The following is a 24,298-nucleotide window of genomic DNA, read 5'->3' as shown; positions in this document are numbered from 1 at the left end:
TGGACGCCGACGCCGCGGCGTCGGCAGCGGACTCAGTCCTTGCGCGGCGCCGTGTCGGCGTCGTCGGCGGCAGGGCCGCCGTCGTCCTGCTCCTGCTGCAGTTCCGGCATGTCGCGCAGCAGATTGTCGATGCGCTCGCCGCGATCGACCGAATCGTCGTAGTGGAAATGCAGTTCGGGCACGTGGCGCAGCTTCATCGCCCGCGCCAGCTCGCTGCGCAGCTGCGGCGCCAGTTCCTTCAGGCCCTTGACCGCCTCGGCCGAGCGCTCCTGCATCAGTGCGGTGACGAACACCTTGGCATGGGCCAGATCGCGGGTGACCTCGACGTCGGACACGCTGACCGACGGCAGGCCGTGATCGCGCACGGCCGCATGCACGATCGTGCCGAGGTCGCGCCGGATCTGCGCAGACACGCGATCGGTACGGTGAAAGGATTTGGTGGGCATAGCGAAAATCTCTCTATTCGGAATAAAGAAATCGGGAAGGGTCTGGGACGAGCGACGCACCTGCAGCGCCCCGCTCTTCCCATTCCCCACTCCCGATTCCCGATTCCCGGCTCTTACAGCGTACGCTGCACTTCGATGCGCTCGAAGCACTCGATCTGGTCGCCGGCCTTGACGTCGTTGTAGGCCTTCACGCCGATACCGCACTCGGTGCCGTTGCGCACTTCGTCGACGTTCTCCTTGAAGCGACGCAGCGATTCCAGCTCGCCCTCGAACACCACGGTGTTGTCGCGCAGCACGCGGATCGGCTTGTTGCGCTTGACCACGCCCTCCACGACCATGCAGCCGGCGACGGCGCCGAACTTGGAGCTGCGGAACACGTCGCGCACCTGGGCGATACCGATGATCTCTTCGCGGATCTCCACGCCCAGCAGGCCGGACGCCACCTGCTTCACCTGGTCGATCACGTCGTAGATGATCGAGAAGTACCGCAGGTCGATGCCGTTGGTCTCGATGATGCGCCGCGCCGAGGCGTCGGCACGCACGTTGAAGCCGATCACCGTGGCCTTGGAGGCCAGCGCCGAATTCGCGTCGGACTCGGTGATGCCGCCCACGCCGGAGTGGATCACGTTGATGCGGATCTGCTCGTTGGACAGCGCGGTCAGCGATTGCTTCAGCGCTTCCACCGAACCCTGCACGTCGGCCTTGATCACCAGGTTCAGCGACAGCTGGCCTTCGCCCTTGCCGAGCTGCGACATGATGTCTTCCATGCGGCTGCCCGCCGAGGACACCAGGCGCGACTCGCGGCGCTTGGTCTCGCGCTGCTGCGCCACGTCCTTGGCCAGGCGCTCGTCGTCGACGACCACGAAGTCGTCGCCGGCATCCGGCACGCCGGACAGGCCGAGCACCTGCACCGGGATCGACGGACCCGCCGAATCCGGCTGCTTGCCGGTCTCGTCGAACAGCGCACGCACGCGGCCGTACTGGATGCCGCACACCAGGTAGTCGCCCTTCTTCAGCGCGCCCTGCTGCACCAGCACCGTCGCCACCGGGCCGCGGCCCTTGTCCAGCGAGGACTCGATCACCACGCCGCTGGCGCGGCCTTCGGCCACCGCCCGCAGTTCCAGCACTTCGGCCTGCAGCGAGATCGCGTCCAGCAGCACGTCGATGCCCTGGCCGGTCTTGGCCGAGAGTTCGACGAACTGGGTGTCGCCACCGAATTCTTCGGCGACCACGTCCTGCGCCAGCAGCTCGTTCTTGACCCGCAGCGGATCGGCGCCGGACTTGTCGATCTTGTTGACCGCCACGATCAGCGGCACGCCGGCCGCCTTCGCATGCTTGACCGCCTCGACCGTCTGCGGCATCACGCCGTCGTCGGCCGCGACCACCAGCACCACGATGTCGGTGAGCTTGGCGCCGCGCGCGCGCATCGAGGTGAACGCGGCATGGCCCGGGGTATCCAGGAAGCTGATGACGCCGCGGTCGGTCTCGACGTGGTACGCGCCGATGTGCTGGGTGATGCCGCCGGCTTCGCCGGAGGCGACCTTGGTGCGGCGGATGTAGTCCAGCAGCGAGGTCTTGCCGTGGTCGACGTGGCCCATGATGGTGACCACCGGCGGCCGCGGCAGCTTCTCGCCCTGCGCGTCCTCGGTGTGCGCCAGCAGTGCGTCCTCGGCGTCGGCACTGCCTGCACGCACCGGCTTGTGGCCGAGTTCTTCGGTCACCAGCGCGGCGGTGTCGTGGTCGATGGACTGGGTGATGGTGGCCATCACGCCCATCTTGAACAGCGCCTTGACCACGTCGCCGCCCTTCAGCGCGAGCTTCTGCGCCAGGTCGGCCACGGTGATGGTGTCGCCGATCGCCACTTCGCGCACCACCGGTGCGGTCGGACGCTCGAAGCCGTGCGCGCCGCCGCCGCTGCGCGACGGTTCGGCCTGGCGACGGCCGCCGCTGTGGCTGCCGCCGCGCGGCTTGCCGCGCACGTTGGAACGGCGCGCGCGGTCGGCCGCGGACAGATGCAGCTGGCCGGCGAAACGGCTGGTGCTGTCGTCGTCCTCGACCCCGGCGACCATCACGTGCGAGCCGCGGGTCTTGTGCTTGTTGTTGGCATTGTTGCGGTCGTCGCTGCGCGGCGCGGCCGGCTTGGCCGGATGCGCGGCGCCGGCCGGACGCGGCGCCATCGGCGGACGCGGCGCGCGCGGCGCGGCGGCGGGGGCGTTGCGGTCGGCGGCAGGCGCGGACGGCGCCGCAGCCGGCGGCGCCGACTCGGCGTCCAGCGCGGCCTGGGCCGCACGCTGCTCGGCCTCGGCACGCTCGCGCGCTTCCTGCTCGGCCTTGCGCTTGCGCTCGATTTCCTCGGCGCGCGCGCGGTCCTGCTCGGCGAGCTTCTGCTGTTCGGCCAGATTGCGCTGCTTGGATTCCTCCAGCTTGCGCAGGATCTCGGCGCGCTCGTCGTCCACCCGTCCGCCCGCGGACGGCGCCGCACGCTCGGCGGCCAGGTCCTCGGCCGACTTCACGTAGGTGCGCTTCTGCCGGACCTCGACGTTGACCGTGGTCTTGCTGCGCCCGGCGCTGACCGTCACTTCCTGCAGCTTGCGCCGGTTCAGGGTGATCTTCTTCGGCGCCGCCTGGGCCTCTTCCTCGACCGGCTTGTCGGTCTTGCCGTGGGTACGGCGCAGGAAGCCCAGCAGCTTCATCTTTTCGGTGCTGGTGACGACCTGATCGGGACCGCTGAACTTCATCCCGGCGTCAGCCAGTTGAACCAGCAGTTTCTCGACCGGCGTGTTCACCAGTTCGGCCAGCTTGCGGATGGTGGTTTGCTGCGACATTCGGATCCTATGATCTGGTTGGCGCCCCCTCGCCGCGTGCGAAGGTAGCGCGGATTCTAAGCCCTGATCGGGTCAGGGCGGCATTCATCGCTGACTCATTCGCCGCGCTCCAGGCGGGCGATCTCCTCGGCGCGGGCGGCCAGGATCAGGGCCGCGGCGCGGTCCTTGTCCAGGTCCTCGATGCCGAACTCGAGGATTTCGTCGGCAGCCAGATCCGACAGGTCCTCGCTGGTACGTACGCCATGGCCGGCCAGCGCGTAGGCGGTGGCTTCGTCCATGCCCGGCAGCGACAGCAGGTCCGCCGCCGGCACACCGTCGTCGTCGCTCTCCTCGGCGGCCAGCGCCTCGTTGAGCAGCGCGTCGCGGGCACGCGCGCGCAATTCCTCGACGATGTCCTCGTCGAAGCCTTCCACCGCCAGCAGCTCGCCGACCGGCACGTAGGCGATTTCCTCGACCGAGTTGAAGCCCTCGGCGACCAGGATCGCGGCGATTTCCTCGTCCACTTCCAGCTTGTCCATGAACAGCTGGCGGGCCACGGCCTGCTCGGCCTCGGACTTGGCCGCGACCTGCTCGGCGGTCATCACGTTGAGCTGCCAGCCGGTCAGGCGGCTGGCCAGGCGCACGTTCTGGCCGCCCTTGCCGATCGCCTGGGCCAGGCGGTCTTCCGCCACCGCCAGGTCCATCGAGTGCTTCTCTTCATCGACGATGATCGACTGCACCTCGGCCGGCGCCATCGCGTTGATGACGAAGTTGGCCGGGTTGTCGTTCCACAGCACGATGTCCACGCGCTCGCCGTTGAGCTCGTTGGACACCGCCTGCACGCGCGAACCGCGCATGCCGATGCAGGCGCCGATCGGATCGGTGCGGGTGTCGTGCGCCAGCACCGCGATCTTGGCGCGGTCGCCCGGATCGCGTGCGCAGGCCTTGATCTCGACCAGGCCCTGGCCCACTTCCGGCACTTCCAGCTTGAACAGCTCGATCATGAATTCCGGCGCGGCGCGGCTGATGAACAGCTGCGGGCCACGCGGCTCCGAACGCACTTCGGCCAGGTAGCCGCGCACGCGGTCGCCGGCGCGCAGCACGTCGCGCGGGATGCCCTTGTCCTTGGGGATGAAGGCCTCGGCGTTGCCGCCCAGGTCCACGTAGATGTTGCCGCGCTCGGCGCGCTTGACCACGCCGGTGACCAGTTCGCCGACGCGATCCTTCCACGCATCCACCACCTGCTGGCGCTCGGCCTCGCGCACGCGCTGCACGATCACCTGCTTGGCGGCCTGCGCGGCGATGCGGCCGAAGTCCGGATTCTCGATCTGCTCTTCGATGTAGTCGCCGACGTCCACGCCCTCGGCCTCGTCGACCGCGTCCATCAGGCGGATCTGCCGGTCGGGCGATTCCATCACCACATCGTCGGCCACCACTTCCCAACGCCGGAAGGTTTCGTAGGTACCGTCCTTGTGGTCGATGGTGACGCGCGTCAGCACGTCCTGGTCGGGGTAGCGCTTCTTCGCCGCCGACGCCAACGCGGCCTCGATCGCGTCGAAGATCACTTCGCGCGGCACGCCCTTTTCGTTGGCCACCGCGTCGACTACCAGCAACAGTTCCTTGCTCATTCTTTCGCTCCGCGCGCAGCCTCGTCGGCCGCCGGTTCGTTGGATGGTTTCTTATTGGATTTTGCGTTCTTGCCGGCCGGCTTCGGGCCCTTGCCCGGCTTGGTCGGCGCCAGACCCAGCGCCGCCCAGTCGGGCATGATCCGCGCCTTGTCGATGTTGTCGAAGTCCACCGCCAGTTCGGCGCCGTCGACCTCGAAAGTGATGCGGCCGGTAGCGGCGTCGGCCTGCACGATGCGCCCCTGCAGGCGCCGACGGCCCTGCTGCGGCAACTTCAGCACCACCTTGGCCGATTCGCCCACATGGCGGGAAAACTGTTCGGCGCTGAACAACGGCCGGTCCACGCCCGGCGAGGACACTTCCAGCGTGTAGTTGCCGCTGATCGGGTCTTCCACGTCCAGTTGCGCCGACACCTCGCGGCTGACCCGCTCGCAATCGTCGATGTTGACGATGCGCTCGGGCTGCTCTGCCAGCGGCACGTCGATGTACAGGCGCAGCGTGGCGCCGCCGGGGGCCGGCAGGTATTCCGCGCCCAGCAGTTCCAGGCCCAACGCGTCCACGGTCGGGCCCAGCAGAGTCGCGATTTCGTTTGCCTTGTCGCTCACAGCCTGCCTTGCATCTGAAAAGGTTGAAAAGTCGATTGCGTGCATTTCCCGGACCCCGGAAACGACAAAGGGCCCTCTGGGCCCCTTGTCCGGTAAAACTCCGGTCACGCTGGATTCCGGTTGCGACGACGGGAACATGCGTCATCGCGAAGCCCAAACTTCCCTGCCGCAGACAACCGATGCACTGGTTGCCGCTGCAGACAAAGATGGTAGCGGGGGCAGGATTTGAACCTGCGACCTTCGGGTTATGAGCCCGACGAGCTGCCAGACTGCTCCACCCCGCAGCAGAAGCGGAATTATGAAGAATCAGTGCGTCGATTGCAAGCCCTGATTTTCATCTCGATGCGGTAGCGACGCTGCCGTTCGAAGGACGCCATGATAACCGCACACGATGGAAAACGAAACAACAATCGCATCGCCGAATGCAAAAACGCCAACGCCGCCTTGCGGCGGCGTTGGCGGAAAACAGCGGGAAAACCGCCCTTTCGCGATCAGGCCAGGTGCGCGAAGGCGCGCTGGCACCACGCCATCAGCGGGCTCCAGGCCAGACCGAAGGCCAGCAGGCCCAGCGCATTGACGCCCAGCGCCACGCCCAGCACGCGGTCGTCGTTGGCCGGCAGCGGCGTGCCGACCGGCTCGTCGAAATACATCACCTTGATCACGCGCAGGTAGTAGAACGCGCCGATCACCGCGCACAGCACCGACAGCACCGCCAGGCCGGTCCACCACAGGTTCTGGTCGGGCACCGCGACGACCGCGCCCAGCACCGCCAGCTTGGCCCAGAAGCCCAGGAACGGCGGCACGCCGGCCAGCGAGGCCATGATGCACAGCACCAGCAGCGCCATCCACGGGTTGCGCGCGTTCAGGCCCTTGAAGTCGTCGATGTTCTCGGCCTCGAAGCCCTTGCGCGACAACGCGATGATCGCGCCGAACGAGGCGGTGGACATCACCGCATAGCAGATCGCGTAGAACAGTGCCGCCGCATAGCCGCGCTCGCCGCCGCCGGCCACGCCCAGCAGCAGGAAGCCGATGTGCGAGACCGTGGAATACGCCAGCATGCGCTTGAGATTGCTCTGCGCCACCGCCATCAGGTTGCCGACCACCAGCGACAGCGCCGCCAGGCCGCCGATCACCCAGTGCCACTGCGCCGCCAGCGGGCCCACGCCCACTTCCAGCAGGCGGTAGGCCATGCCGAACGCGGCCAGCTTGGACGCCGAGCTGATGAACAGCGCGATCGGCGCCGGGGCGCCCTGGTAGACGTCCGGCAGCCACATGTGGAACGGCGCCGCGCCGAGCTTGAAGGCGACACCGGCGATCATGAACACGGTGCCGGTGAGCAGCAGCATGTGCTCGCGGCCGTTGCCGATCGCCTCGTGGATGCCGCTCAGGCTCAGCGTGCCGGTGGCGCCGTAGATCAGCGACATGCCGTACAGCAGCAAGCCCGAGGCCAGCGAACCGAGCACGATGTACTTCATCGCCGCTTCGGTGGCCATGCCGTTGTCGCGGTTGGAAGCGACCAGCGCGTAGGAGCACAGCGCCAGCAGTTCCAGGCCCAGGTAGACCATCAGCAGGCTGCCGGCCGAGACCAGGATCATCATGCCGACCGTGGCGAACAGCACCAGCACCGGGATCTCGCCCTGGTACAGCTTGCGCTCGCGCAGGTAGCTCCAGCCGTAGATCAGGGTCAGCGCGCTGAGGCCGACGATCACCGTCTTCATCACGTCGGCGGCGGCATCGCGCACGAACATGCCGTTGAACACCTCGCCCTGCCCGCCCACGCCGGCCAGCAGCATCGCGAACACCGCGACCAGGATCGCCACCGAGACGATGTGGGTCCAGGCCTTGTTGCGCTCGCTGATGAACAGATCGAGCATCAGCAGGAAGAAGGCACCGGCGGTCAGCACCAGCTCGGGCAGCAGGGGCGGCAGGTCGACGGTGGTCAGAGGCAGCAGCGCAGGGGTGGTCATCATCAAATCTCTGGAATCAATACGCTCGACGGCCGCTTACAGCTTGCTGGTGGCGATCTGCGCCGCCAGCTTCGCGATCGAGGGCTCCATCAGGTCGGTCAACGGCTTCGGATACAGGCCCAGGGCCAGCACGCCGAGCGCGAACACGCCCAGCACCAGCGCCTCGCGGCCGTTGATGTCCTTCAGCTCGGCCACGTGCGCATTGGCGACCTCGCCGAAGAACACGCGCTTGTAAAGCCACAGGGTGTAGGCGGCGGTGATCACCAGGGTGGTCGCCGCGCCGAAGGCCAGCAGCGGGTGCGCCTGGAAGCTGGCCATGATGACCATGAACTCGCCGACGAAGCCGCTGGTGCCCGGCAGGCCCGCATTGGCCATGAAGAACAGCATCGCGAAGGTCGCGAACCACGGCATCACGTTGACCACGCCGCCGTAGTCGGCGATGCGGCGGGTGTGCATGCGGTCGTACAGCACGCCGACGCAGGAGAACATCGCGCCGGACACGAAGCCGTGCGAGATCATCTGCACCATCGCGCCCTGCAGGCCCAACCGGGCCGCATCGGTGCTGCCGAAGCCGACCAGGGCGAAGGCGGCGAAGGTGCCGAGGGTGACGAAGCCCATGTGCGCGATCGACGAGTAGGCGATCAGCTTCTTCATGTCGTCCTGGACCAGGGCGACCAGGCCGACGTAGATCACCGCGATCAGCGACAGCGCGATCACCAGCCACGCCCACTCGTTGCTGGCGTCGGGCAGGATCGGCAGGTTGAAGCGCAGGAAGCCGTAACCGCCGATCTTCAGCGCGATCGCCGCCAGGATCACCGAACCGGCGGTCGGCGCTTCCACGTGCGCGTCCGGCAGCCAGGTGTGCACCGGGAACATCGGCACCTTGACCGCGAAGGCGATCAGGAAGGCGAAGAACAGCCAGGTCTGCTCCTTCGAGGTCAGCGACAGCTGGTAGAGGTCGGCGAGCTGGAAGCTGCCGCCCTTCAGGTACAGGTAGATCAACCCGACCAGCATCAGCACCGAGCCGAGGAAGGTGTACAGGAAGAACTTGACCGCGGCATAGATGCGGCGCGGGCCGCCCCAGATGCCGATGATCAGGAACATCGGGATCAGCATCGCCTCGAAGAACACGTAGAACAGCATCGCGTCGGTGGCGGAGAAGATGCCGACGGTGACGCCTTCCAGGATCAGGAACGCGGCCACGTACTGGTTGACGCGCTTGTCGATCGAGGTCCACGCGCCGATCAGCGCCAGCACCGTGACCAGCGTGGTCAGCACGATCAGCGCCACCGCGATGCCGTCGGCGCCGAGGTTGTAGCCGATGTCGTATGCCGGGATCCAGGCATGGGTCTCGACGAACTGCAGCGCGTCGCTGGCGTAGTCGAAACCGGTGAGCAGCGGCACGCTGAGCGCGAAGGTCAGCAACGCCACCAGCAGCGACGCCCAGCGCGCCGCACGCGCATCACGCAGGGCGAGCACCAGGGCGCCGCCGATGATCGGCAGCCAGATCAGGATGGAGAGTAGAGGCCAGTTCGACACGTGTTCTTATTCCGTACAGGTCAACGCCAGAAATGCATCAGCACGCCCAGCAGGGCAATGAGACCGACGATCATCGCGAAGGCGTAGTGATAGAGGAAACCGGATTGCGTGCGACGCAGCAGATTGGCCGCCAGGTCGATCACGCGTGCGGTGCCGTTGACCATGACGCCGTCCACGACATGCGTATCCACCGCGCGCGACACCTTGCCCAGGCGCACGCCGCCACCGGCGAAACCGCCGATCCAGAGCTTGTCGAAACCGTACTTGTTCTCGAGGATCCACACCGGCACCGAGAAGGTCTTGCGCGCCTTCGCCGCCAGTTCCGGCTTCCACAGGTACAGGATCCAGGCCAGGGCGAAGCCGGCCAGGGTCAGGAAGAACGGCGGCTGGGTCAGGCCGTGCAGGGCGAACGCGACCGGGCCGTGGAACTCCTCGGCCAGCGCGCCGACGGTGTCGCGCGCCGGATCGTAGAAGTCGACGATGCCGGTGAAGAAGCTGACCGCCTGGCCCTTGATCGCCGCCGCGGCATGGTGCCCAGCCCAGTCGGTGCCGAACAGCATCGGGCCGATGGTGAAGAAGCCGATCGCAATCGACGGGATCGCCAGCAGGATCAGCGGCACCGTCACCACCCACGGCGACTCGTGCGGTTCGTGCGCGCCGTGGTGGCCGTGGCCGTGATCGTCGTGGGCATGCGCACCGTGGGCGTCGTCATGATGCGCATCGTGGTGCGCATGCGCATCGCGGAAGCGCTCCTGGCCGTGGAAGGTCAGGAACAGCAGGCGGAAGCTGTAGAAGCTGGTGATCAGCACGCCGCCGAGCACGGCCCAGTAGCCGTAGGTCGCGATCCAGCCATGCGAGGTGTGCGCGTGGTGCTGCGCCGCCTCGATGATGGTGTCCTTGGAGTAGAAGCCGGCGAAGAACGGGGTGCCGACCAGCGCCAGGGTACCGATGACGCTGGTCCAGTAGGTGATCGGCATGTACTTGCGCAGGCCGCCCATCTTGCGCATGTCCTGCTCGTGGTGCATGCCGATGATCACCGAGCCGGCCGCCAGGAACAGCAGCGCCTTGAAGAAGGCGTGGGTCATCAGGTGGAACACCGCGGCCGAGTACGCCGACACGCCCAGCGCCACGGTCATGTAGCCCAGCTGCGACAGCGTCGAGTAGGCGACCACGCGCTTGATGTCGTTCTGCACGATGCCGATCAGGCCGGTGAAGAACGCGGTGGTGGCGCCGACGACCAGCACGAAGTTCAGCGCGGTCTGCGACAGTTCGAACAACGGCGACATGCGCGCCACCATGAAGATGCCGGCGGTGACCATGGTCGCGGCGTGGATCAGTGCCGAGATCGGGGTCGGGCCTTCCATCGAGTCCGGCAGCCACACGTGCAGCGGCACCTGCGCCGACTTGCCCATGGCGCCGATGAACAGGCACACGCAGATGATGGTGGAGACGTTCCAGGCATGACCCTGGAACAGCTGCACCTGGGCCAGACCGCCGGCGGCATCGCTGCCCAGCACCGCGGTGGCGTTGGCGAACACGCTGGCGTAGTCCAGCGTGCCGAACCACAGCAGCACGCCGGCGATGCCGAGGATGAAACCGAAGTCGCCGACGCGGTTGACCAGGAACGCCTTCATGTTGGCGAACACCGCGGTCGGGCGCTTGAACCAGAAGCCGATCAGCAGGTACGACACCAGGCCCACCGCTTCCCAGCCGAAGAACAGCTGCAGGAAGTTGTTGCTCATCACCAGGCTCAGCATCGAGAAGGTGAACAGCGAGATGTAGCTGAAGAAGCGCTGGTAGCCCGGATCGTCGGCCATGTAGCCGATGGTGTAGATGTGCACCAGCAGCGACACGAAGGTCACCACCACCATCATCATCGCGGTCAGGCGGTCGACCATGAAGCCGACGTGGGCCGAATAGTGGCCGACCTCGAAGAAGGTGTAGAGGTTCTGGTTGAACGGCGAGGCGCCCTGCCCCACCAACTGGTACAGGGTCCAGCACGACAGCGCGCAGCTGACCGCGACGCCGAGGATGGTGGCGAACTGCGCGCCCTTGCGGCCGACCTGACGGCCGAACAGGCCGGCGATGATGCTGCCGACCAGCGGGGCCAGCACCACCGCGATCAGCAGACTCTTAGAGAGCGTAATTTCCATCTGCAGGTCAGCCCTTCAGCGAATCGACTTCGGCCACGTTGATCGTGTGGCGGGTACGGAACAGCGTCACCAGGATCGCGAGGCCGATGGCGGCTTCGGCCGCGGCCACGGTCAGGATGAAGAACACGAACAACTGGCCGGCGGCGTCGCCGAGCTCGCGCGAGAAGGCGACGAAGTTGATGTTGACCGACAGCAGCATCAGCTCGATCGACATCAGCAGCACGATGACGTTCTTGCGGTTGAGGAAGATGCCGGCCAGGGCGATGCAGAACAGCACCGCGCCGAGCGCCAGCAGATGGCCTAGGGAGATCATGGCTGGCCCTCCTGCGATGCCGGCGGAGTGTGGAGCGTGGGCTTTTCGGCGGCCATCTTGACCATGCGCAGACGGTCGCCGGCCTTGACCCGCGACTGGTCGCCCGGGTTCTGGGTCTTGATGCCGGTGCGCTTGCGCAGGGTCAGCATCACGGCGGCCACGACCGCCACGGTCAGGATGATCGCGGCGAACTCGAACGGCAGCAGGAACTGGGTGAACAGGGTCTTGGCCAGCCAGGTGATGTTGGAGGTGTCGGCGGCCTGCGCCGCGGCGTTGTCGGCCGGGAACGGCGCCGCGCTGCGCGCCTTCACGCCGATCAGGGTGACCATCTGCACCAGCATCGCCACTGCCACCACCAGGCCCACCGGCAGGTAGCGCACCCAGCCTTCGCGCATGCGGGCGGTGTCGATGTCCAGCATCATCACCACGAACAGGAACAGCACCATCACCGCGCCGACGTAGACCAGCACCAGGGTCACGCCGAGGAACTCGGCGCCCACCAGCAGCCACACGCAGGCGATGGAAAAGAACGTCAGGATCAGGCACAGCACCGCGTACACGGGGTTGCGCACGCTGATCACCGCGCCGGCGGCGACCGCGGCGATGGTGGCGAAGATCCAGAAAGCGATATTGACCCAATCCATTTCGGAACCTCAGCGGAAGGGAGCGTCGGCAGCGCGGCGCTCGGCGATCTCGGCCTCGAGCCGGTCTCCGATCGCCAGCAACTGCGGCTTGGTGACGATGTTCTCGCCGCGCTTTTCGAAGTGGTACTCCAGCACCTGGGTCTCCACGATCGAATCCACCGGGCAGCTTTCCTCGCAGAAGCCGCAGTAGATGCACTTGAACAGGTCGATGTCGTAGCGGGTGGTGCGGCGGGTGCCGTCCTCGCGCTTGGTCGAGTCGATGGTGATCGCCAGCGCCGGGCACACCGCCTCGCACAGCTTGCAGGCGATGCAGCGCTCTTCGCCGTTGGGATAGCGGCGCAGCGCGTGCAGACCGCGGAAGCGCGGCGACTGCGGGAACTTCTCCATCGGGTACAGCACGGTGTACTTGGGACGGAACGTGTACTTCAAGGTCAGCCACAGGCCGCCGAGCAGCTCGAGCAGCAGCAGGCTCTTGAAGTAATGGGTGATTTTATTCATCGCTTACACGCCCTTCTGGATCACGCCGTAGAACACCATCAATGCCGTCACCGCGATCCACACGATCGTCAGCGGGATGAACACCTTCCAGCCCAGGCGCATGATCTGGTCGTAGCGGTAGCGCGGGAAGCTGGCGCGGAACCAGATGTACGCGCTGGCGAAGAACAGCACCTTCATCAGCAGCCACGGCCAGCCGCCGGTCCAGATCCAGTTGACCCACGGCGAGATGTCCGCGGTGACCCAGCCCTGGATCGGGCTCAGCCAGCCGCCCAGGAAGAAGATCGAGACCAGGAAGCTGACCAGGATCATGTTGGCGTATTCGGCCAGGAAGAACAGCGCGAACGCACCGCCCGAATACTCGACCATGTGGCCGGCGACGATTTCCGACTCGCCTTCGACCACGTCGAACGGCGCGCGGTTGGTCTCGGCCACGCCGGACACCCAGTACACGATGAACAGCGGGAACAGCGGGATCAGGAACCAGTCGAAGAACCCGGAGCTGCCGGCCTGCGCCTGCACGATCGTGCTCAGGTTCAGGCTGCCGGCCGCGATCATCACGCCGACCAGGGCGAAGCCCATCGCGATCTCGTAGCTGACCACCTGCGCCGCCGAGCGCATCGCGCCCAGGAAGGCGTACTTGGAGTTGGACGCCCAGCCGGCCAGGATGATGCCGTACACGCCCAGCGAGGTCATCGCCAGCAGGTACAGCAGGCCGGCGTTGGCGTTGGACAGCACCAGCTTGGCGTCGAACGGCACCACCGCCCAGGCGGCGAAGGCCGGCGCCAGGGTGATCAGCGGGGCGATCACGAACATCGCCTTGTGCGAGCTGCTGGGCTGGATGATTTCCTTGAACAGCAGTTTGAAGACGTCGGCGAAGGCCTGGAAGATGCCCATGCCCACGTACATCGGCCCGTGGCGCACATGCATCCAGCCGATCAGCTTGCGCTCCCAGACCACGTAGAACGCCACCGCGATGATCACCGGCATGGCGATCAGCAGGATCTTCAGCACGATCCACAGGACCACGCCGAGGGCGCCCAGGCCGAGGAACCACTGGTGCAGCGGATCGACCACGTTCAACAGCATCTCGTTCATGCAGCCACCACCGTCACCCGACCGGCGCCCAGCGGCGCGGTCGCGCCGTGGCCCGTTTCGATCCAGGCCGCGCCCGGCGCGACCCGCTTGTCCGTCGCCAGCGGCAACGTGGCGCTACCCGCCGCGGTGCCGACCTTGACCATCTGCCCGTCGCTCAGGCCCAGGCGCGCCGCCTCGTCCGGATGCAGCACAATGCCCGGCGCGCGGTTCAGCGGATGCTGCTGCAGCGCCTGCGCGCGGCGCACCACCGCATCGGTGCGGTAGATCGCCGGACTGGCGGCCAGTTCCAGGCCCTCGTCCTGGCGTGCCGGCTGCGCCGAGCTCGCCGCGGCGACCTCGCGCGGCTGCAGGCCGTCGCGCAGCCCGGCCAGGTCGATGAACTCGAAGCCAGGCAGGCCCAGCTCGCCGCCGAGCGCGCGCAGCACGCGCCAGCCCTCGCGGGCCTCGCCCGGCAGCTTGCCGCCGGCGCGGGTGCGCTGGTCGCTGCCGTTGAGGTTGGTCAGCGTCGCCTCGATTTCCGGCAGCGCGCCGATCGGCAGGATCACATCGGCCACGTCGCGGGTGGAGGCGCAGGCGAAGTGGCTGAACGCCACCACCTTGGCGCCGGCCAGCGCGCTGCGCGCGGCGGCGGCGTCGGCGAAGTCCAGGCCCGGCTCCAGGCCGTACAGCACGTAGGCGCTGCGCGGCTCGGCCAGCATCGCGGCGACGTTGCGACCGCGCGGCAGCACGCCGTAGCGCGACAGGCCCAGCGCGTTGGCGCCCTGCGGGATGCGGCACAGCGCCGCGCCGGTGGCGGCGGCGAAGTCGCGCGCGGCGGCACGCAGGGCGGCGGCCTGCGGATGGTTCTCGGCCAGCGCGCCGACGATCAGCACCGCACGGCCGGCGCCCTGCACCGCCTCGCGCAGCGCGGCGTCGGCCAGCGCCTCGGCGAACTTCGACGGCGCCACGATCTGGCGGCCGGCCTGGTCGAAGGCCACGTCGAAATCGACCGGGTTGATCGAGTACACCTTGGTCTGGTGCTGCATCCGCGCCTTGCGCAGGCGTGCATGCAGCAGCGGCAGTTCATGGCGCAGGTTGCTGCCCAGGATCACCACCACGTCGGCCTGCTCGATCTCCGCCAGCGGCAGCGCGAACGGTTCGGCCAGCGCGGCATCGGAGAAGTCGCGGTTGTACACGCGGTGATCGAGGTTGCCGCTGTCCAGACCGTCGGCCAGGCGCGCCAGCAGCGCGCCCTCCTCGTTGGAGGTGGACGGATGCGCGAGCACGCCCAGCGCGTCGCCGCGGTTGGCCTTGAGGATCTCGCTCGCGGCGGACAGCCCTTCGGCCCACGACACCTCGCGCCACTGCCCGTCGACCTTGCGCATCGGCCGCAGCGCGCGGTCCTCGGCGTACAGGCCCTGGTGCGAGTAGCGGTCGCGGTCGGACAGCCAGCACTCGTTGACCGCTTCGTTGTCGCGCGGCACGGTGCGCAGCACTTCGCCGCGGCGCACGTGCAGGAACAGGTTGGAGCCCATCGCGTCGTGGTAGCCCAGCGACTCGCGCGCCACCAGTTCCCAGGGCCGCGCGCGGAACTGGAACACCTTGTTGGTCAGCGCGCCGACCGGGCACACGTCGACCACGTTGCCGGACAGCTCGGTGGTCAGCGGCTTGCCGTCGTAGGTGCCGATCTGCAGGTTCTCGCCGCGGTACATGCCGCCCAGCTCGTAGGTGCCGGCGATGTCCGCGGTGAAGCGCACGCAGCGGGTGCACTGGATGCAGCGGGTCATCTCGGTGGCGACCAGCGGCCCGATGTCCTCGTCCGGCACCACGCGCTTGCGCTCGTTGAAGCGGCTGACCGAACGGCCGTAGCCCAGCGACACGTCCTGCAGTTCGCACTCGCCGCCCTGATCGCAGATCGGGCAGTCCAGCGGATGGTTGATCAGCAGGAATTCCATGACGCTGCGCTGGTACTTCAGCGCCTTGTCGCTGCGCGTCTGCACCTTCATGCCGTCCATGACCGGCGTGGCGCAGGCCGGCGACGGCTTGGGCGACTTTTCGACATCGACCAGGCACATGCGGCAGTTGGCCGCGATCGGCAGCTTCTCGTGGTAGCAGAAGCGCGGGATCGGGATGCCGGCCTTGTCGGCGGCCTGGATGATCATCGAGCCCTTGGGCACGACCAGCGACTGGCCGTCGATCTCGACGGTCACATGGCCTTCCGGCACGACCGCGGGGGTCGCGCCGGGATTGTTGGGTTGCGCGCTCATGCGGCGGCTGCCTCCAGCTTCTTGCCGTCAACCATCGAATGACCGTTGACGATGTAGTACTCGAATTCGTCCCAGAACTGGCGCAGGAAGCCCTGGATCGGCCAGGCCGCCGCTTCGCCGAAGGCGCAGATGGTGTGGCCTTCGATCTGCCCGGCGACGGTGCGCAGCTGGTGCAGGTCTTCCATCGTGGCCTTGCCGGCGACGATGCGCTCCAGCACGCGATGCATCCAGCCGGTACCTTCGCGGCACGGGGTGCACTGGCCGCAGGACTCCTTGTGGAAGAACTGCGAGATGCGGCAGGCGAACTTCACGCAGCACACGCTGTCGTCGAGCACCACGATCGCGCCCGAGCCCAGGCCGGTGCCCAGCGCGCGCAGGGTGTCGTAGTCCATCTGCAGGTCTTTGAGCTGCTCGGCCTTCAGCACCGGCATCGACACGCCGCCCGGGATCGCGCCCTTGAGGGTGCGGCCCGGCTTCAGCCCGCCGGCCATTTCCAGCAGTTCGTCGAAGGTGGTGCCCAGCGGCACTTCGAAGTTGCCGCCCTTCTGCACGCAGCCGGACACCGAGAAGATCTTCGGGCCGCCGTTCTTGGTCTTGCTCAGCCCCAGGAACCACTCCGGGCCGTTGCGGATGATCGCCGGCACCGACGCGTAGGTCTCGGTGTTGTTGATCGTCGACGGCTTGCCGTACAGGCCGAAGTTGGCCGGGAACGGCGGCTTGTAGCGCGGCTGGCCCTTCTTGCCTTCCAGCGACTCCATCAGCGCGGTCTCTTCGCCGCAGATGTAGGCGCCGGCACCGAGGGCGCCGTAGATGTCGATGTCGATGCCGCTGCCGAGGATGTCCTTGCCCAGCCAGCCATTGGCGTAGGCGTCGGCCAGGGCCTGCTCGAAATGCTCGAAGGGCTCGTGGTGGAACTCGCCGCGCAGGTAGTTGTAGCCCACGGTGGAGCCGGTGGCGTAGCAGGCGATGGCCATGCCCTCCACCACCGAATGCGGGTTGTAGCGCAGGATGTCGCGGTCCTTGCAGGTGCCCGGCTCGGACTCGTCCGAGTTGCACAGGATGTACTTCTGCGGCGCGCCCTTGGGCATGAACGACCACTTCAGACCGGTCGGGAAGCCGGCGCCGCCACGGCCGCGCAGGTTCGACTGCTTGACCATCTCGATCACCTGCTCCGGCGGGATCTTCTCTTCGAGGATCTTGCGCAGCGCGGCGTAGCCACCGGTCTTCAGGTAGCTCTCGTAGGACCACGGGGTGTCGTAGTGCAGCGTGGTGTACACCACCTGGTGCGGCTGCGGCGCGGGGCCGACCGGACCGGTGGGGGCGTGGGGATGCTGTGCCATTGCCGTTACTCCAACCCGTCCAGCAATTCGTCGACCTTGTCCTTGGTCAGATGCTCATGGTAGTGGCCGTTGATGACCATCATCGGCGCGCCGGCGCAACCGGCCAGGCACTCTTCCTCGCGCTTGAGGTAGACGCGGCCGTCGGCGGTGGACTGGCCCAGCTTGCAGCCGAGCTTCTTCTCGGCGTGAGCGACCAGGTCCTCGGCGCCGTTGAGCCAGCAGCTGATGTTGGTGCAGAACGCGACGTTGTTGCGGCCGACCTTCTCGGTCTCGAACATCGAGTAGAAGCTGGCGACCTCGTAGGCCCACACCGGCGGCAGTTCCAGATACTTGGCCACGCCGGCGATCAGTTCGTCGGTCAGCCAGCCCTGGTTCTGCTCCTGCGCCGCGTGCAGGCCCTGCAGCACCGCCGAACGCTTGCGGTCCGGCGGGAACTTGCTCAGCCAGTGATCGATGTGCGCGCGCGTCTTGTCGCTCAGCACCACCATCGGATCGACGTCGCGCGCCGCTTCGAAATTACCTGTCGCCTTCATCGGTCGACCTCACCAAACACCAGATCATAGGTACCAATCATCGCCACCACGTCGGCCAGCATGTGGCCGCGCACGATCGCGTCCATCGACGACAGATGGGCGAAGCCCGGCGCGCGCAGGTGCACGCGGAACGGCTTGTTGGCGCCGTCGGACATCAGGTAGCAGCCGAACTCGCCCTTCGGCGCCTCGACCGCGCAGTAGGTCTCGCCGGCCGGCACGCAGTAGCCTTCACTGAACAGCTTGAAGTGATGGATCAGCGCTTCCATGTCGTCCTTCATCTCGGCGCGCTTGGGCGGCGCCACCTTGAAGTTCTCGACCATGACCGGGCCCGGGTTGGCCTTCAGCCACTGCACGCACTGCTTGATGATGCGGTTGGACTCGCGCATCTCGGCCACGCGGACCAGGTAGCGGTCGTAGCAGTCGCCGTTGGTGCCGAGCGGAATGTCGAAATCGACGCTGTCGTACTTGGCGTACGGCTGCTTCTTGCGCAGGTCCCAGGCGATGCCCGAGCCGCGCAGCATGGCGCCGGTCATGCCCCAGGCGTAGGCCTGCTCCGGGGTGACCACGCCGATGCCGACGGTGCGCTGCTTCCAGATGCGGTTGTCGGTGAGCAGGGTCTCGTACTCGTCCACGCGCGCCGGGAAGGTGTTGGTGAACTCCTCCAGGAAGTCCAGCATCGAGCCTTCGCGCGCGGCGTTGAGCCGCTTCAGCGCATTGCCCTTGTGCCAGCGCGATTCCTGGTACTTGGGCATACGGTCCGGCAGGTCGCGATAGACGCCGCCCGGGCGGTAGTAGGTCGCGTGCATGCGCGCGCCCGACACCGCCTCGTAGACGTCCATCAGCTCTTCGCGCTCGCGGAACGCGTACAGCATCACCGCCATCGCGCCCAGATCCAGGCCGTTGGAGCCGACCCACATCAGGTGGTTCAGGATGCGGGTGATCTCGTCGAACATGGTGCGGATGTACTGCGCGCGCTCCGGCGCCTCGATCCCCATCAGGGTCTCGATCGCGCGCACGTAGGCGTGCTCGTTGCACATCATCGACACGTAGTCCAGGCGATCCATGTAGCCGATCGACTGGTTGAACGGCTTGGACTCGGCCAGCTTCTCGGTGCCACGGTGCAGCAGGCCGATGTGCGGATCGGCGCGGACCACGGTCTCGCCGTCCATTTCCAGGATCAGGCGCAGCACGCCGTGCGCGGCCGGATGCTGCGGGCCGAAGTTCATCGTGTAGTTGCGGATTTCCTGCTTGGCTTCGGCAGGATTGCTGGCGAACCCGTCGTGCGCCTGGTGGTACTCGCTCACTTGGCGGACTCCTTCTGTGCTTCGCCCGCCGCGGTCTGGTAGCGCGCATCGTCGCGGATCACGCGCGGCACGCCCACGCGCGGCTCCACCGAGGTCACCGGCTCGTAGATCACGCGCTGCTTCTCTTCGTCGTAGCGCACTTCGACGTTGCCGATCAGCGGGAAATCCTTGCGGAACGGATGGCCGACGAAGCCGTAGTCGGTGAGGATGCGGCGCAGGTCCGGGTGCCCGGCGAAGACCACGCCGAACAGGTCGAACGCCTCGCGCTCGAACCAGTTCGCGCCCGGCCAGATGTCGGTGACCGAGGCCACCACCGGCAGGTCTTCGTTCGGCGCGTAGCAACGCACGCGCAGACGCTGGTTGTGGCGGTAGGAAATCAGCTGCGCCAGCACCGCGAAACGCTGCTGTGGGACCGGCAACGGCTGGGCGCCGCCGGCAGCCTCACCGCTGGGGAACTCACCCCAGGCGAAACGGCCCACGGCCTTGCCTTCGACGCCGCGGCTGAAGCCGTGCGAGGACACGTCGGAGGTATCCCACTCGTCGCTGCCGTAGCCGAGGTAATCGACGCCGCACAGGTCGGACAGCTGTTCGAAACCGAACTCGTCGCGCAGCGCCAGGCAGGTGGCGTGCCAGGCGTCGGCCGGCACTTCCAGGGTGACTTCGCCGCGCGGAAGGGCCACGAAGACCTGGCTGCCGGGGAAACGGGCGCCGAGTCGGTCGCTAAAGGAAGATGCTTGCTCTGCCATGGGGGCTTGGCGTGCTCTCGAGGAAAGAGGAATCAGCGCGCGATGGTCTGGGTTCGCCAGATCTTCTTCTGCAACTGCAGGATGCCGTAGACCAGGGCCTCGGCGGTCGGCGGGCAACCGGGGACGTAGACGTCCACCGGCACGATGCGGTCGCAGCCGCGTACCACCGAATACGAGTAATGGTAGTAGCCGCCGCCGTTGGCGCAGCTGCCCATCGAGATGACCCACTTCGGGTCCGGCATCTGGTCGTAGACCTTGCGCAGCGCCGGGGCCATCTTGTTGACCAGGGTGCCGGCGACGATCATCACGTCGGACTGGCGCGGCGACGGGCGGAACACCACGCCGTAGCGGTCCAGGTCCAGGCGCGCGGCGCCGGCGTGCATCATCTCGACCGCGCAGCAGGCCAGGCCGAAGGTCATCGGCCACATCGAGCCGGTGCGCGCCCAGTTCAGCAGCGCATCGACGCTGGTGGTGACGTAGCCCTTTTCCAACAGCGGGTTTTCGCCTTCGGGACGCAGGATGTCGTCCACCCGCCCTTCCGGGATCGGGTTGGTCATCAGGCGATCCAGGGTCTGAATCACTCCCATTCCAGCGCTCCCTTCTTCCACACGTAAACAAAACCGAGGAACAGCATGCCGACGAACAGGCCCATGGTGACCAGGGAGCGAGCGCCCAGGTCCATGAACACCTGCGTCCACGGCACGATGAAGATGATTTCCAGATCGAAGACGATGAACTGGATGGCGATCAGGTAGTAGCGCACATCGAACTTCATGCGCGCGTCCTCGAAGGCCTCGAAGCCGCACTCGTACGGCGAGAGCTTCTTCAGGTCGGGACGCCGGGGACCGAGGAACCGCCCCACCAGCATCAGCGCGACGCCGATACCGGTGGCCACGATCAGAAACAGCAGGGTCGGCAAATATTCGGCCAGCACTCGCGATTCTCTCTTGCCTGTGCCCGCACGCGTGCCGCGCAGGCATGGGATAGACGATTCTCCGGGCGAGGGCGTGATGCCTTCGCGCAGAAACCGTAGCCAAACAATGGTGCCCAAGAGGGGACTCGAACCCCTACGACCTAAGTCGCTACCACCTCAAGGTAGTGCGTCTACCAATTCCGCCACCTGGGCTTGCGTAAAACCTGCGCGGCAATCCCGCCGCGCAGCATATTGTAACCGCCTTCAGTCTTTCTGCGACGGGGCAGGCGACTTTTCTTGCGCTTTTTCCGGCGCCTGCTGGGCGGCGGGGGCAGCCGGCGCCGCGGCGGCGGCCGACGGCGCCTGCGGGACCTGCAGTTCGCCGGCCGGCGCAGCCGGCGCCGGGGTGGCCGACTGCGACATCACGCCCAGATTGGCGTCGGCCGGACGCGCGCTGTGGCCGGCGTACCAGGCCATGAACAGGCTGATGGCGAAGAACACCACCGCCAGCCACTTGGTCGACTTGGACAGGAAGTTGGACGCGCCGCGCGATCCGAACACGGTGCCGGACGCGCCGGCGCCGAACCCGGAACCCGCCGCCGCACCGGCGCCGCGTTGCATCAGGATCAGCGCGATCATCGCGATCGCCACCAGCACGTAGACCACATTGAGGATGACCATCAGCATTTCGAAATCCGTCCGGACAGTACGACTTGGGGGACGAACGGCCGCCAGCGGCGGCCGTTCGCTCAACAGGTGGCCGCCGCTCGCACGATGGCCAGGAATTCCGCGGCGACCAGCGAGGCGCCGCCCACCAGCCCGCCATCGACATCCGGCTGCGCGAACAGCTCGGCGGCGTTGTCGGGCTTGACGCTGCCGCCATACAGGATCGGCAACGAATCCGCGATTCTAGCATCGCGCGCCGCCACTTCGCCACGGATGAACGCGTGCACCGCCTGCGCCTGCGCCGGGCTGGCGGTGCGGCCGGTGCCGATCGCCCAGACCGGCTCGTAGGCCACCACCGCGCGGGCGAAGCCGTCGGCGCCGACCAGGTCCAGCACCGGCGCCAGCTGCGCGGCGATGACCGCCTCGGTGCGCCCGGCCTCGCGCTGCTCCAGGGTCTCGCCCACGCACAGGATCGGGACCAGCCCGGCGTGCAGGGCGGCGGCGAACTTGCGCGCGACCAGCTCGCTGCTCTCCTGGTGGTACTGGCGCCGCTCCGAATGCCCGACCAGGCCATAGTCGGCGCCCACGTCCACCAGCATCGCCGCCGACACCTCGCCGGTGTAGGCGCCCTTCTCGTTGCTGCTGACGTCCTGCGCGCCGAAGCGCAGCAGCCGGCCCTCGAAATGCTCGATCAGGTCGCCCAGGTAGGGCAGCGGCGGCAGGATCACCACCTCCACGTCGTGCTCGGCCTCGTGCAGCCCGGTGACGATCTCCCGCACCAGGTCGGCGGCGAAGTGGCGGGTGCCATGCAATTTCCAGTTTCCGGCTACGATCTTGCGTCGCATCGGCGCATCTCCGGCGAAAAAGTGCCGAGAGGATAGCCGATGCGCCGCCAAGGGCAGGCATCGCCCCTGCCCCGCCCTGCGCCACGCCGCCCGCTCCACACCCAGAGACCGTCATGACCCAGCTTCCCGGCTACGCCCTGATCACCGGCGCCTCCAGCGGCATCGGCCGCGAGATCGCCCGCGAATACGCCCGCCGCGGCGTGCCGCTGATCCTGACCGCGCGCCGCGAGGCGCAGTTGCAGGCGCTGGCCGCCGAACTGCGGCCGCAGGTGCCGGTGGAGGTACTGGTCGCGGACCTGGCCGATCCGGCCGCGCCAGCCGCACTGGTGGCCGAGATCGAACGGCGCGGTCTGGCGGTGCGGATCCTGGTCAACAACGCCGGTTACGGCGTGCCCGGCCGCTACATCGCCCAGGACTGGGCGGTGCACGCGGCATTCCTGCAGGTGATGGTCGGCGCCGTGTGCGAACTGACCTGGCGGCTGCTGCCGGCGCTGCGCGCCAGCGGCCACGGCCGCATCCTCAATGTCGCCTCGTTCGCCGCCCTGGTGCCGGGCGCGGACGGCCATACCCTGTACGCGGCGGCGAAGAGCTTCATGCTGCGCTTCAGCGAATCGCTGGCGCTGGAGAACGCCGACCGCGGCGTCGGCGTCTGCGCGTTATGCCCAGGCTTCACCTGGTCCGAGTTCCACGACGTCACCGGCACCCGCGAACAGATGAACGCCCTGCCGCGCTGGCTCTGGCTGCAAACCGCCGCGGTGGCCCGCGCCGGCATCGACGGCGCCGAACGCGGCAAGGTCCGGGTGGTCCCCGGCGCGGTCTACCGCGCCCTGCTCGGCCTGACGGCACTACTGCCCAATGCCCTGCTGCTGCGGATGATGGGGCGCGGCTCACATCGGATCAGAAATCCAGGGATTGGGGATTAGGGATTGGGGATTCGTAAAAGCGGGGTTTTGCGCGGGGTGACAGATCGCGGGCATGCCGCTTTTGCCAATCCCCAATCCCGACTCCCCAATCCCCGCCTCACTTCAGCTTGATCTCGCGCAACCTCTCTTCCAGATACCCCTGCGCGGTGATCGGCTCGGGATAGCGGCTGGGGTTGTCGGCGCTGACGCAGGACGGCAGCACGTCGATCACGAAGTCCGGGTTCGGGTGCAGGAAGAACGGTACCGAGTAGCGCGGCTGGCGCGCCTGCTCGCCCGGGGGGTTGACCACGCGGTGGGTGGTCGAGGGGTACACGTGGTTGGTCAGGCGCTGCAGCATGTCGCCGATGTTGACCACGATGGTGTCGGCGTCGGAGGTGAACGGCACCCACTCGCCCTGCTTGGACTTCACTTCCAGGCCGGCGGCGCTGGCGCCGACCAGCAAAGTGATCAGGTTGATGTCCTCGTGGGCGCCGGCGCGCACGTTGGGGATGTCGTCGGCGGTGATCGGCGGGTAGTGGATCGGGCGCAGGATCGAGTTGCCCGAATCGGTCTTGTCGACGAAGTAGTGCTCGGGCAGGCCGATGTGCAGGGCCAGCGCCGACAGCACGCGCGCGCCGAGCTGGTCCAGCGCCTGGTACAGGCCGTAGCCGTGGGCGCGGAAGCCGGGCACTTCGCTCGGCCACAGGTTCGGCGGCATCACCGCGCGGTACGGGGAGTCGTCGGCGATCTCGCGACCGATGTGCCAGAACTCCTTCAGGTCGAAGTGCTTGGAGTCCTTGGCGGTCTCCACGCCGAAGGCGGTGTAGCCGCGCGCGCCGCCACTGCCGGGCAGGTGGTAGGTGCGCTTGGTCTCCTCGGGCAGGGCGAAGAACGCCTTGAACACGTCGTAGGCCGCGTCGATCTGCGCCTGCGCGATGCCGTGGTTACGGATGCCGGCGAAGCCCCACTCGCGGTAGGCCGCGCCCAGCTCGGCGACGAAGGCCTCGCGGTCGGTGTCGAAACGGGTGATGTCGAGGGTGGGAATGCGCGCAGTCATGGCAGGAACCGTCATCTCGTGAGAGGAAGCAAACGCCGCGCTCAGCGCAGCAGGCGA

General features: G+C 67.3%; 22 protein-coding genes and 2 tRNA genes. 1 reads left to right on the top strand and 23 read right to left on the bottom strand.

The window, feature by feature from the left end; all coding sequences use genetic code 11:
* Positions 1-32: 32 nt before the first annotated feature.
* The 22 genes from rbfA to tpiA form a co-directional block, all read right to left on the bottom strand.
* Positions 33-446, bottom strand: a complete 414-nt coding sequence (gene rbfA, locus SLW52_RS04885; protein ID WP_267093802.1) for a 30S ribosome-binding factor RbfA — start codon at positions 444-446, stop codon at positions 33-35.
* Positions 447-559: 113 nt separating this feature from the next.
* The gene (gene infB / locus SLW52_RS04880) at positions 560-3,271 is read right to left on the bottom strand and encodes a translation initiation factor IF-2 (RefSeq protein ID WP_267121114.1); all 2,712 of its coding nucleotides are present in this window, start codon (positions 3,269-3,271) and stop codon (positions 560-562) included.
* Positions 3,272-3,366: 95 nt separating this feature from the next.
* Positions 3,367-4,878, bottom strand: coding sequence for a transcription termination factor NusA (nusA, locus tag SLW52_RS04875; protein ID WP_017908136.1), 1,512 nt, complete (start codon positions 4,876-4,878; stop codon positions 3,367-3,369).
* Entirely contained in the window at positions 4,875-5,480 is a 606-nt protein-coding gene (gene rimP / locus SLW52_RS04870) for a ribosome maturation factor RimP (protein WP_152245715.1), read from the bottom strand. Before rimP ends, nusA begins: the two co-directional genes overlap by 4 nt.
* Before the next feature lie 207 nt (positions 5,481-5,687).
* A tRNA-Met gene (locus tag SLW52_RS04865) sits at positions 5,688-5,764 on the bottom strand.
* 207 nt (positions 5,765-5,971) lie between these two features.
* Positions 5,972-7,447 carry an NADH-quinone oxidoreductase subunit NuoN gene (nuoN, locus tag SLW52_RS04860; RefSeq protein WP_026143462.1) on the bottom strand — a complete coding sequence of 492 codons (1,476 nt, stop codon included), beginning with the start codon at positions 7,445-7,447 and terminating at the stop codon, positions 5,972-5,974.
* Between the two features lie 36 nt (positions 7,448-7,483).
* Complete coding sequence (locus tag SLW52_RS04855; protein WP_295936288.1) at positions 7,484-8,986, bottom strand: NADH-quinone oxidoreductase subunit M; 1,503 nt, start codon at positions 8,984-8,986, stop codon at positions 7,484-7,486.
* A gap of 20 nt (positions 8,987-9,006) precedes the next feature.
* Entirely contained in the window at positions 9,007-11,139 is a 2,133-nt protein-coding gene (gene nuoL / locus SLW52_RS04850) for an NADH-quinone oxidoreductase subunit L (protein ID WP_267102394.1), read from the bottom strand.
* A 7-nt stretch (positions 11,140-11,146) separates the two neighbouring features.
* The gene (gene nuoK, locus SLW52_RS04845; RefSeq protein ID WP_017908131.1) at positions 11,147-11,452 is read right to left on the bottom strand and encodes an NADH-quinone oxidoreductase subunit NuoK; all 306 of its coding nucleotides are present in this window, start codon (positions 11,450-11,452) and stop codon (positions 11,147-11,149) included.
* Positions 11,449-12,096 carry an NADH-quinone oxidoreductase subunit J gene (locus SLW52_RS04840; RefSeq protein ID WP_017908130.1) on the bottom strand — a complete coding sequence of 216 codons (648 nt, stop codon included), beginning with the start codon at positions 12,094-12,096 and terminating at the stop codon, positions 11,449-11,451. The genes nuoK and SLW52_RS04840 overlap by 4 nt, the downstream gene beginning before the upstream one ends.
* Positions 12,097-12,105: 9 nt before the next feature.
* Entirely contained in the window at positions 12,106-12,594 is a 489-nt protein-coding gene (nuoI, locus tag SLW52_RS04835; protein WP_012915532.1) for an NADH-quinone oxidoreductase subunit NuoI, read from the bottom strand.
* Between the two features lie 3 nt (positions 12,595-12,597).
* Positions 12,598-13,689, bottom strand: coding sequence for an NADH-quinone oxidoreductase subunit NuoH (nuoH, locus tag SLW52_RS04830; RefSeq protein WP_017908129.1), 1,092 nt, complete (start codon positions 13,687-13,689; stop codon positions 12,598-12,600).
* Positions 13,686-15,935: an NADH-quinone oxidoreductase subunit NuoG gene (gene nuoG, locus SLW52_RS04825; protein ID WP_320739284.1), complete on the bottom strand. Its 2,250-nt coding sequence runs from the start codon at positions 15,933-15,935 to the stop codon at positions 13,686-13,688. Before nuoG ends, nuoH begins: the two co-directional genes overlap by 4 nt.
* Positions 15,932-17,275, bottom strand: a complete 1,344-nt coding sequence (gene nuoF, locus SLW52_RS04820) for an NADH-quinone oxidoreductase subunit NuoF (protein WP_148828923.1) — start codon at positions 17,273-17,275, stop codon at positions 15,932-15,934. The genes nuoG and nuoF overlap by 4 nt, the downstream gene beginning before the upstream one ends.
* 5 nt (positions 17,276-17,280) lie before the next feature.
* Positions 17,281-17,808: an NADH-quinone oxidoreductase subunit NuoE gene (gene nuoE, locus SLW52_RS04815; protein ID WP_010343009.1), complete on the bottom strand. Its 528-nt coding sequence runs from the start codon at positions 17,806-17,808 to the stop codon at positions 17,281-17,283.
* Complete coding sequence (locus tag SLW52_RS04810) at positions 17,805-19,112, bottom strand: NADH-quinone oxidoreductase subunit D (RefSeq protein ID WP_017912135.1); 1,308 nt, start codon at positions 19,110-19,112, stop codon at positions 17,805-17,807. The genes nuoE and SLW52_RS04810 overlap by 4 nt, the downstream gene beginning before the upstream one ends.
* Positions 19,109-19,858, bottom strand: a complete 750-nt coding sequence (locus SLW52_RS04805) for an NADH-quinone oxidoreductase subunit C (protein WP_026144075.1) — start codon at positions 19,856-19,858, stop codon at positions 19,109-19,111. Before SLW52_RS04805 ends, SLW52_RS04810 begins: the two co-directional genes overlap by 4 nt.
* A 32-nt stretch (positions 19,859-19,890) precedes the next feature.
* On the bottom strand, positions 19,891-20,445 hold the full coding sequence (locus tag SLW52_RS04800) for an NADH-quinone oxidoreductase subunit B (RefSeq protein ID WP_010343006.1): 555 nt from the start codon (positions 20,443-20,445) through the stop codon (positions 19,891-19,893).
* Complete coding sequence (locus SLW52_RS04795) at positions 20,436-20,792, bottom strand: NADH-quinone oxidoreductase subunit A (protein WP_010343005.1); 357 nt, start codon at positions 20,790-20,792, stop codon at positions 20,436-20,438. The genes SLW52_RS04800 and SLW52_RS04795 overlap by 10 nt, the downstream gene beginning before the upstream one ends.
* A 107-nt stretch (positions 20,793-20,899) precedes the next feature.
* A tRNA-Leu gene (locus SLW52_RS04790) sits at positions 20,900-20,984 on the bottom strand.
* 51 nt (positions 20,985-21,035) lie between these two features.
* A complete protein-coding gene (secG, locus tag SLW52_RS04785; RefSeq protein ID WP_267121116.1) occupies positions 21,036-21,458 on the bottom strand; it encodes a preprotein translocase subunit SecG in 423 nt (140 codons plus the stop codon).
* Positions 21,459-21,520: 62 nt separating this feature from the next.
* On the bottom strand, positions 21,521-22,282 hold the full coding sequence (gene tpiA, locus SLW52_RS04780; RefSeq protein ID WP_267085734.1) for a triose-phosphate isomerase: 762 nt from the start codon (positions 22,280-22,282) through the stop codon (positions 21,521-21,523).
* 113 nt (positions 22,283-22,395) lie between these two features.
* Here tpiA and SLW52_RS04775 point away from each other — a divergent pair, with 113 nt between their 5' ends.
* Entirely contained in the window at positions 22,396-23,205 is an 810-nt protein-coding gene (locus SLW52_RS04775; RefSeq protein ID WP_320739286.1) for an SDR family NAD(P)-dependent oxidoreductase, read from the top strand.
* A 97-nt stretch (positions 23,206-23,302) separates the two neighbouring features.
* Here SLW52_RS04775 and SLW52_RS04770 read toward each other — a convergent pair whose 3' ends face one another.
* Positions 23,303-24,241 (bottom strand): 2-oxoglutarate and iron-dependent oxygenase domain-containing protein, encoded by a 939-nt coding sequence (locus tag SLW52_RS04770; RefSeq protein ID WP_242156702.1) that lies wholly within the window; start codon positions 24,239-24,241, stop codon positions 23,303-23,305.
* Positions 24,242-24,298 lie beyond the last annotated feature (57 nt).

Origin of the sequence: Xanthomonas sp. LF02-5 (genome assembly GCF_034105325.1) — a bacterium.
Classification (GTDB): domain Bacteria; phylum Pseudomonadota; class Gammaproteobacteria; order Xanthomonadales; family Xanthomonadaceae; genus Xanthomonas_A; species Xanthomonas_A sontii.
This window is presented reverse-complemented; position numbering and strand designations above follow the sequence as displayed.

Excerpts from the sequence above, each read along its gene's own strand:
- rbfA (WP_267093802.1), bottom strand. The coding sequence starts at position 446 with ATGCCCACCAAATCCTTTCACCGTACCGATCGCGTGTCTGCGCAGATC.
- infB (WP_267121114.1), bottom strand. The coding sequence starts at position 3,271 with ATGTCGCAGCAAACCACCATCCGCAAGCTGGCCGAACTGGTGAACACG.
- nusA (WP_017908136.1), bottom strand. The coding sequence starts at position 4,878 with ATGAGCAAGGAACTGTTGCTGGTAGTCGACGCGGTGGCCAACGAAAAG.
- nuoN (WP_026143462.1), bottom strand. The coding sequence starts at position 7,447 with ATGACCACCCCTGCGCTGCTGCCTCTGACCACCGTCGACCTGCCGCCC.
- nuoL (WP_267102394.1), bottom strand. The coding sequence starts at position 11,139 with ATGGAAATTACGCTCTCTAAGAGTCTGCTGATCGCGGTGGTGCTGGCC.
- nuoK (WP_017908131.1), bottom strand. The coding sequence starts at position 11,452 with ATGATCTCCCTAGGCCATCTGCTGGCGCTCGGCGCGGTGCTGTTCTGC.
- SLW52_RS04840 (WP_017908130.1), bottom strand. The coding sequence starts at position 12,096 with ATGGATTGGGTCAATATCGCTTTCTGGATCTTCGCCACCATCGCCGCG.
- nuoI (WP_012915532.1), bottom strand. The coding sequence starts at position 12,594 with ATGAATAAAATCACCCATTACTTCAAGAGCCTGCTGCTGCTCGAGCTG.
- nuoH (WP_017908129.1), bottom strand. The coding sequence starts at position 13,689 with ATGAACGAGATGCTGTTGAACGTGGTCGATCCGCTGCACCAGTGGTTC.
- nuoG (WP_320739284.1), bottom strand. The coding sequence starts at position 15,935 with ATGAGCGCGCAACCCAACAATCCCGGCGCGACCCCCGCGGTCGTGCCG.
- nuoF (WP_148828923.1), bottom strand. The coding sequence starts at position 17,275 with ATGGCACAGCATCCCCACGCCCCCACCGGTCCGGTCGGCCCCGCGCCG.
- nuoE (WP_010343009.1), bottom strand. The coding sequence starts at position 17,808 with ATGAAGGCGACAGGTAATTTCGAAGCGGCGCGCGACGTCGATCCGATG.
- SLW52_RS04805 (WP_026144075.1), bottom strand. The coding sequence starts at position 19,858 with ATGGCAGAGCAAGCATCTTCCTTTAGCGACCGACTCGGCGCCCGTTTC.
- SLW52_RS04800 (WP_010343006.1), bottom strand. The coding sequence starts at position 20,445 with ATGGGAGTGATTCAGACCCTGGATCGCCTGATGACCAACCCGATCCCG.
- secG (WP_267121116.1), bottom strand. The coding sequence starts at position 21,458 with ATGCTGATGGTCATCCTCAATGTGGTCTACGTGCTGGTGGCGATCGCG.
- tpiA (WP_267085734.1), bottom strand. The coding sequence starts at position 22,282 with ATGCGACGCAAGATCGTAGCCGGAAACTGGAAATTGCATGGCACCCGC.
- SLW52_RS04775 (WP_320739286.1), top strand. The coding sequence starts at position 22,396 with ATGACCCAGCTTCCCGGCTACGCCCTGATCACCGGCGCCTCCAGCGGC.
- SLW52_RS04770 (WP_242156702.1), bottom strand. The coding sequence starts at position 24,241 with ATGACTGCGCGCATTCCCACCCTCGACATCACCCGTTTCGACACCGAC.